The organism is Lysobacter zhanggongensis (assembly GCF_046638635.1).
Taxonomy (GTDB): Bacteria; Pseudomonadota; Gammaproteobacteria; order Xanthomonadales; family Xanthomonadaceae; genus Novilysobacter; species Novilysobacter luteus.
The window spans coordinates 1-8,142 of record NZ_JBJXHK010000090.1; the positions used below are offsets into that span (position 1 = coordinate 1).

The window sequence follows — 8,142 nt, forward strand, 5'->3', positions numbered from 1 at the left end:
CCCCGGCGCCCGGCCGTGCGCCAGCGGCAGCGCGGCGGCCTCGTGTACGCGTACGCGCTCGCCGGCCAGCTGGGCTTCGGCGACCGGCCAGGGATTGAATGCGCGCACGGTGTTGGCCAGCGCCGTCGCCGGTTGCGTCCAGTCCAGCCGCGCCTCGCCCTTGTCGAGCTTGTGGGCGTAGGTCACGCCCTCGGCCGGCTGCGGACGCGGCACCGGCCGTATGCCGGCGCGCATCAGGCCGAGGCCATCGAGGAGCACCTGGGCACCGAGCGCGGCCAGGCGGTCATGCAGCTCGCCGCCGGTTTCGGACGGCGCGATGTCGAGCGACTGGGAAAGCAGCACCGGACCGGTATCCAGGCCCTTCTCCATCTGCATGAGGCAGACGCCCGTCTGGGTGTCGCCGGCCTGGATCGCACGCTGGATCGGCGCGGCGCCCCGCCAGCGCGGCAGCAGCGAGGCGTGCACGTTCCAGCAACCCCAGGTCGGGATATCCAGCACGGACTGCGGAAGGATGAGGCCGTAGGCGACCACGACCATCAGGTCCGGCCGCAGTGCCGCCAGCGCGTCGCGACTGACCCGCGCCTTGAAATTCTCCGGCTGCAGCACCTCGATGCCCCGCGCGATCGCCTCGCGCTTGACCGGCGAGGCGGCCAGGCCGCGGCCGCGCCCGGCAGGACGGTCGGGCTGGGTGTAGACCGCGACGACTTCATCGTGGGCGGCCGCCGCGCGCAGGCAAGGCACGGCAAAATCGGGGGTACCGGCAAAGACAATCCTCATCGCGACATCTTACCGGCGCCGAAAACCCCGGACGGCCGCCGGCGCGCGATCAGGCGGCGTTGCGGCGCGCCTTGGCCAGCTTTTTGCGCACCATCTCGCGCTTGAGAGGCGAGAGGTAGTCGACGAACAACTTGCCCAGCAGGTGGTCCATCTCGTGCTGCACGCAGACCGCCAGCAGGCCCTCGGCCTCCATTTCGAACGGCTGGCCGTCGCGGCCGATCGCCTTGACGGTGATGCGGTCGGCGCGGGTCACGTCGGCAAAGATGCCCGGCACCGACAGGCAGCCTTCCTGGTAGACCTGCTCGCCGTCGCGCGCGGTGATCTCCGGGTTGATGAACACCAGCGGCTGGTCGTGCTCCTCGCTGATGTCGATCACCATGAACCGCTGGTGCACGTCGACCTGGCTGGCGGCCAGCCCGATGCCGGGCGCGGCGTACATCGTCTCGAACATGTCGTCGAGCAAGCGCTGGAACTCCGGCGAGGAGATCCCGGCGGGGTCGACGGGCGCGGCGACGGTACGCAGGCGCGGATCGGGAAATTCGAGGATCGGGAGCAGGGACATGGCGGCAAAAATGGGGGCGTGGGTCACAACCACAAGCAGAGGTGCGATTGTAACGCCGTTATCGCCCCCCCGACCCTTGCAATGGCGCGGTTCATCTGGGCTATAGTGCCGACGCCCCCCGTCAGTTAACGACGCACGGGCGCACCTGCAAGGGGAATCAGGTACACCGCCATGTTGAAACCGATCCGCGCGGCATTGACCGTAGCGTTGCTGACCGTTGCCACGTATGCGCTGGCCGCCGAGATTCGAGGCGACCACCCGGATACCTACGTGGTCAAGAAGGGTGACACCCTGTGGGACATCGCCGGACGCTTCCTCGAGAAGCCCTGGTTGTGGCCGGAGATCTGGCAGGCCAACCCGCAGGTGCAGAACCCGCACCTGATCTACCCCGGCGACGTGCTGTCGCTGGCCTACCTCGACCGCGTGGTAGCCGATCCCGGTCCGCGCGAGGTCGCGCCGGTCACCGGCGTGCCGCTATCGGAGGTCGAACCGTTCCTCAAGGACCTGCGCGTGGTCGATGCGTTCGAGCATCTGCCGCACGTGGTCGCGCTGGAAGAAGGCCGCATCCGCGGCTCGCTGGGCCAGGTCGCCTATGTCGACGGCCTGGAGGGCGCACAGCCCGGCCAGCGCTACCAGGTGGTCCGCCCGATCCAGCGCTACACCCGGCTGGACCGCGAGGCGTGCTGCGACATCTTCCACAAGGACGATCTGGATTTCCGTGGCAAGCGCACGGTCGATTTCCAGCAGTTCTGGACCAATGCGGTGGTGTCCGACAACGGCCACGAGCTACTGGGCTACGAGCTGATGCGCCAGAACACCGGCACCGTCACCCGCGGCGAAGTCGGCGGGATCGAGGCCACCACGCTGGTGCTCGACGACAGCGGTCGCGAGGTGCGCGTCGGCGACCGGCTGATCCCGGTCGAGGCGCAGCCGTACGATCTGCAGTTCTTCCCGCACGCGCCGCGACAGCAGTTCGAGTACGGCCGCGCCCGCGTGCTGGCGGTCTCGGACATGCTCACCACCGGCGGCAACCGTGACGTGGTCGCGCTGTCGGTCGGCGCCCGCGACGGCGTCGACAACGGCACCGTGTTCTCCAGCTGGTCGATTGGCGAGGCGGTTGTCGACCGCGTCGAGAACGGCCCGTGGGACCGCAGCGAGGACACCTTCGGGCGGTCCAGCAAGGTGCGCCTGCCCGACGAGTTCGCGGGCCACATGATGGTGTTCCGCACCTTCGACACGGTCAGCTACGCGCTGGTGATGGACACGATCCGCCCGGTCCGGGTGGGTCACGAGCTGAAGCATCCCGACGCGCCGTACTGATCGGCACCGGGTTTTCCTACAGCAGTACGCGACGGCGCCCGAGGGCGCCGTCGTCGTTTGTGGCCGACGCTTGCCGGATGCACCCATCCGACCTGTTCGCACCCGCTTTTCCCGCCCCGCCGGCTTTCGGGCAGGCCCGGACCGCGCGCACCGACTCCGGTGTGGACAGCGCCGCCGATATCGACGCGCTGCTCCGTTTGGTCGCCAGCGGCGGCCCGGCGGAACCCCGCCGGCGGTTGATTGCCGACGCCGCTCCCGCGGCCGCCCTCGCCGCAGGTCCTTCGCGGTGGCACCAGTGTGGCCTTGGGGCCTCGCAGCAGCGCGCCCTGCGCCAGCCCGACGGCCGCACGCTGGCGGCCGCGCACGCCTGGCTGGCGCAGCCGGGGCACCACCTGCTCGGCTGGCCCCATCCCGACTACCCGCCGTTGCTGCGGCGCACCCCGCATCCGCCGCTGGCGCTGTTCGTGGCGGGCGACGCGGCCCTGGCCTGGCACCCGGCAGTGGCGATCGTCGGCAGTCGCTCCCCGACCCCGGCCGGCCGGGAGCATGCGGGGGCATTCGCACGGTCATTGGCCGCCGCCGGCCTGACGGTGACCAGCGGCCTCGCCGCCGGGGTGGATACCGCCGCGCACCACGCCACCCTGACCGCCGGGGGACGCACGGTCGCGGTCCTGGGCACTGGTCCCGACGTGCCGTATCCGCGCTCGAACAACGGCCTGCATGCTGCCATCGTCGCCGAAGGCGCGGTTATCAGCGAGCATCTTCCCGGAACAGGACCCCGCCGCGAACATTTCCCGAGCCGTAACCGGATCCTCGCCGGGCTGAGCCTTGGGACCCTGGTGATCGAAGCCGCGCATCGCTCCGGTGCCCTGATCACCGCGCGCCTGGCCGCCGAGTGCGGGCGCGAGGTCATGGCCCTGCCGGGATCGATCGACAACCCGCTGGCGCGCGGTTGCCACCGGCTGATCCGCGACGGCGCGGCGCTGGTGGAGTCCCCCGAGGACGTGATGGAACTGCTTGCGCCGCTCGCAGCGCGGCTGGCCGGGGACTTGCGCACGCGGCTGGAGGCCCCCATCTCGGAACCCGGACCACCGCCCGGCACCGGCTCGGGCGCGTCCCCCGCCGCCCATCCTCCCGGCGACCCCGACCACAAGCGCTTGTGGCAGGCACTCGGTCACGACCCTACGGATATGGACCAGCTGGTCGCCCGGACCGGATTGACGCCTGCCCGGCTGTCATCCATCCTGCTGCTCATGGAGCTTGAGGGTCGCGTGGAGGCGCAGCACGGCCGGTACTACCGAAGCCGCTGAACCCGTCGCTGGCGGGCGTGGCGGCCACCACTCCTGACCCACCGCGCCGCCTGCGGCGCAGGCCGAGGGGAAATGAAAGAAAGCATCCTGGACGTCCTGCTGTACCTGTTCGAGCACTACCTCACCGACGACGCGGACCTCGTCCGCGACCGTGACAACCTGCAAAGCGGCCCGCTGTTCGAGGAACTCGGGCAGGCCGGTTTCAGCCCCGCCGAGATCAACAAGGCCTTCGAGTGGCTGGACGCGCTGGCACGCCAGCGGCCGTCCGCCTCGCCGGCGCGTGCCGACGGCCCGGTCCGGGTCTACGCCGGCCCCGAGCTGGACCGCCTGGACACCGACTGCCGCGGCTTCCTGCTGTTCCTGGAGCAGCACGGCGTGCTGGACGCCGGCCAGCGCGAGTTGGTGCTGGACCGCGCGATGGCGCTCGACCAGGACACCCTCGACCTCGACGACCTCAAGTGGGTCGTGCTGATGGTGCTGTTCAACCAGCCCGGCAGCGAGGCCGCCTACGCCTGGATGGAGACCCAGATGTTCGAGGACGAGCCCGAACCGGTGCACTGACCGTGCACCCGCGCCGCGGCGGGCCATAATGCCGCCGCGCCCGGACCTGTCCGCGGCGGGAATCTGCTTGACAGCGGCAGGCGCCGCGTGATTCCACTAATAAATGAATGCTCCGGCGCCCGTGGCACCTGCCGCGGGCGTCGTCTTCTCTCGCGCCCTCTCGCGTGGCCTTCACGGCCCGCCCGGAACCTGCCCCGCATGGCCAAGAACCTCCTCATCGTCGAATCGCCCGCCAAGGCCAAGACGATCAACAAGTACCTCGGCAAGGATTTCATCGTCCTCGCCTCGTATGGCCATGTGCGCGACCTGGTGCCGAAAGAGGGCGCGGTCGACCCCGAGCGCGGCTTCGCGATGCGCTACGACCTGATCGAGAAGAACGAGAAACACGTCGAGGCCATCGCCAAGGCGGCCAAGGGCGCCGAATCCATCTTCCTGGCGACCGACCCGGACCGCGAGGGCGAGGCGATCAGCTGGCACGTGGCCGAGATCCTCCGCGAGCGCGGGCTGCTGGACGGCAAGCCGCTGCAGCGGGTGGTGTTCACCGAGATCACCCCGCGTGCCATCAAGGAGGCGATGACCCACCCGCGCGACATCGCCGCACCGTTGGTCGACGCCCAGCAGGCGCGCCGGGCGCTGGACTACCTGGTCGGCTTCAACCTGTCGCCGGTGCTGTGGCGCAAGGTGCAGCGCGGCCTGTCGGCCGGCCGAGTGCAGTCGCCGGCGTTGCGGATGATCGTCGAGCGCGAGGAGGAGATCGAGGCGTTCCGGGCGCGCGAGTACTGGTCGATCGAGGCCGAATGCCAGCACCCGTCCCAGGCCTTCAGTGCGCGCCTGGTCAAGCTGGACGGGCAGAAGTTCGAGCAGTTCACGATCACCGACGGCGAGACCGCCGAGGCCGCCCGCCAGCGGCTGGTATCGGCCGCAAATGGCGCGCTGCAGGTCACCGACGTCACCAGCAAGCAGCGCAAGCGCCGCCCCGCGCCGCCGTTCACCACCTCGACCCTGCAGCAGGAGGCCGCGCGCAAGCTGGGCTTCACCACCAAACGCACCATGCAGGTCGCGCAGAAGCTGTACGAGGGCGTGGCGCTGGGGGACGAGGGCACCGTCGGCCTGATCAGCTACATGCGTACCGACTCGGTCGCGCTGTCGGTCGACGCGGTCGCCGAGATCCGCGACGTCATCGCGCGTGACTACGGCACCGGCGCCGTACCGGACCAGCCCAACGTCTACAAATCCAAGTCCAAGAACGCGCAGGAAGCCCACGAGGCGGTCCGCCCGACCTCGGCGCTACGCACGCCTGCGCAGGTCTCGCGCTTCCTGGAGGACGACGCCCGCCGCCTGTACGAGCTTGTCTGGAAGCGCGCGGTCGCCAGCCAGATGGTGCCGGCCACGCTCAATACCGTCAGCGTCGAGCTGGCCGCCGGCAGCGAGCACGGCTTCCGCGTCTCGGGCACCACCGTGCTCGACCCGGGTTTCCTGGCCGTCTACGAGGAAGGCAAGGACACCAAGGGCAAGGAAGAGGACGACGAGGGCCGCAAGCTGCCGCCGATGCAGCCGGGCGACCGGATCCCGCTGGATCGCATCCACGCCGACCAGCACTTCACCGAGCCGCCGCCGCGCTACTCCGAAGCCAGCCTGGTCAAGGCGCTCGAGGAATACGGCATCGGCCGCCCGTCGACCTACGCCTCGATCATCGCGACGCTGCTGTTCCGCAAGTACGTCGAGCTCGAGAGCCGGCGTTTCCACCCGTCCGACGTCGGCCGCGCGGTCAGCAAGTTCCTGTCCAGTCACTTCACCCGGTACGTCGACTACGACTTCACCGCCCGGCTCGAGGACGAGCTGGACGCGGTGTCGCGCGGCGAGGAAGCGTGGGTGCCGCTGATGGAGCGGTTCTGGAGCCCGTTCAAGGAGATGGTCGACGACAAGATGGAGTCGGTCGACCGCAGCGAGGCCACTGGCGCGCGCGAGCTCGGCACCGACCCCAAGACCGGCAAGCCGGTCAGCGTCCGGCTCGGCCGTTACGGACCGTATGCCGCGATCGGCAGCACCGCCGAGGACGCCGAGGACAAGCCGAAGTTCGCCTCGCTGCGTCCCGGCCAGAGCATGCACACGATTTCGCTGGAGGACGCGCTCGAGCTGTTCAAGATGCCGCGCGCACTGGGCGAGCACAACGGCGAGGAGGTCAGCGTCGGCATCGGCCGGTTCGGGCCGTTCGCCAAGCGCGGCAGCGTGTACGCCTCGCTCAAGAAGGAGGACGACCCGTACAAGGTCGACCTGGAGCGCGCGGTGTTCCTGATCGAGGAGAAGGAAGAAATCGCGCGCAACCGGATCATCAAGGAGTTCGAGGGCAGCGACATCCAGGTCCTCAATGGCCGCTACGGCCCGTACATCAGCAACGGCCAGCTCAACGGCAAGATCCCCAAGGACCGCGAGCCCGCGTCGCTGACGCTCGAGGAAGTAACCAAGCTGCTGGAGGAGACCGGCAAGCCCGCGCGCGGCCGCTTCGGCAAGAAGGCCGCGGCGAAGAAGGCACCGGCCAAGAAGGCGGCCAAAAAGGCCACCAAGAAGACTGCCAGGAAAACGACCAAAAAGACCGTTGCCAAGAAGGCCGCCGTAAAGAAGACCGCCGCGGCCAAGACCGACGCCTGACCGCTCCTCCGCACGCGCGGCTTCAGCCTCGATCGGATGGCCGGCGCGCGTCGACTGCACTGTCGCGGCTGAAGCCGCTCCTACAAGAAGGTCGCCCCTTCGCCCGTCCATGAGCACCGACCTCGCCCCCGCCATTGCCGCCCTGCGAAGCGGCGGCATCATCGCTTACCCCACCGAGGCGGTCTGGGGCCTGGGCTGCGATCCGTTCGACGAGTCCGCCGTGCTGCGCCTGCTGTCCATCAAGCAGCGACCGGTCGACAAGGGGCTGATCCTCATCGCGGCCGGCTCGGACCAGCTCGACGGCCTGCTCGATTGGTCCGACCTGCCTGACGCGTGCCGCAAGGCCGTGCTCGCCTCGTGGCCGGGGCCGCATACCTGGATCGTTCCCGCCACCGCCGGCGTGCCGCGCTGGATTACCGGCAGTCACGCGGGGGTGGCGGTGCGGGTCAGCGCGCATCCAACCGTGGTCGAGCTCTGCCGCGGGTTTGGCCGGCCGCTCGTGTCGACGAGCGCCAACCTGTCCGGCCAGCCACCGGCGCGTCGAAGCGAGCAGCTCGATCCCGCCCTGCTGACCCAGCTGGATGCGGTCGTGGCGGGCGAAACCGGCAACCTGCAGTCGCCCACGACCATCCGCGACGCGCGCACCGGCGACGTGTTGCGAGGGTGATCGGCACGCGGCGGGGAGGCGTTCACGCGGGCCGGGGCACCATGGCCACCATGCCGCGCGTGCCTGCCCGTCGTCCCGCATTGCCCATCCTCGCCTTGCTGGCAGGGCTCTCGCCGGCGATGCCTGCGGTCACTGCCGCATCCGCTCCCGGGCAGGTCACCATCTACCGATGCGTCGGCGCCGACGGCCAGCTCACCCTGCGCGACACACCGTGCGCGGCGGGCGAGCACCAGCAGGCCCGCGGCATGCTGCGGCCGCAGGACCCGCCTCCCCAGCCGCCGGCGGCCGCACCCGCG

The 8,142-nt window shown here is 70.0% G+C and carries 8 protein-coding genes; 6 read left to right on the forward strand and 2 right to left on the reverse strand.

Features of this window, described 5'->3' with window-relative positions; all coding sequences use genetic code 11:
* Both fmt and def read right to left on the reverse strand, forming a co-directional pair.
* Window positions 1-777: methionyl-tRNA formyltransferase (fmt, locus tag ACKVMH_RS11640; protein WP_412700413.1), on the reverse strand; the 777-nt coding region annotated here is incomplete at its 3' end.
* A gap of 49 nt (window positions 778-826) precedes the next feature.
* Complete coding sequence (gene def / locus ACKVMH_RS11645; protein WP_412700414.1) at window positions 827-1,339, reverse strand: peptide deformylase; 513 nt, start codon at window positions 1,337-1,339, stop codon at window positions 827-829.
* Between the two features lie 171 nt (window positions 1,340-1,510).
* Here def and ACKVMH_RS11650 point away from each other — a divergent pair, with 171 nt between their 5' ends.
* The 6 genes from ACKVMH_RS11650 to ACKVMH_RS11675 all read left to right on the forward strand — a co-directional run.
* Window positions 1,511-2,659: a LysM peptidoglycan-binding domain-containing protein gene (locus ACKVMH_RS11650; RefSeq protein WP_215219276.1), complete on the forward strand. Its 1,149-nt coding sequence runs from the start codon at window positions 1,511-1,513 to the stop codon at window positions 2,657-2,659.
* A gap of 77 nt (window positions 2,660-2,736) precedes the next feature.
* Window positions 2,737-3,969 carry a DNA-processing protein DprA gene (gene dprA, locus ACKVMH_RS11655; RefSeq protein WP_412700415.1) on the forward strand — a complete coding sequence of 411 codons (1,233 nt, stop codon included), beginning with the start codon at window positions 2,737-2,739 and terminating at the stop codon, window positions 3,967-3,969.
* A 72-nt stretch (window positions 3,970-4,041) separates the two neighbouring features.
* The gene (locus ACKVMH_RS11660) at window positions 4,042-4,530 is read left to right on the forward strand and encodes a DUF494 family protein (RefSeq protein WP_215219274.1); all 489 of its coding nucleotides are present in this window, start codon (window positions 4,042-4,044) and stop codon (window positions 4,528-4,530) included.
* 198 nt (window positions 4,531-4,728) lie between these two features.
* Entirely contained in the window at window positions 4,729-7,179 is a 2,451-nt protein-coding gene (locus ACKVMH_RS11665; protein WP_412700416.1) for a DNA topoisomerase I, read from the forward strand.
* A gap of 109 nt (window positions 7,180-7,288) precedes the next feature.
* Window positions 7,289-7,846, forward strand: a complete 558-nt coding sequence (locus tag ACKVMH_RS11670; RefSeq protein WP_412700417.1) for an L-threonylcarbamoyladenylate synthase — start codon at window positions 7,289-7,291, stop codon at window positions 7,844-7,846.
* A gap of 59 nt (window positions 7,847-7,905) precedes the next feature.
* Window positions 7,906-8,142, forward strand: a 237-nt coding sequence (locus tag ACKVMH_RS11675) for a DUF4124 domain-containing protein (RefSeq protein WP_412700418.1), incomplete at its 3' end; no start/stop codon positions are given.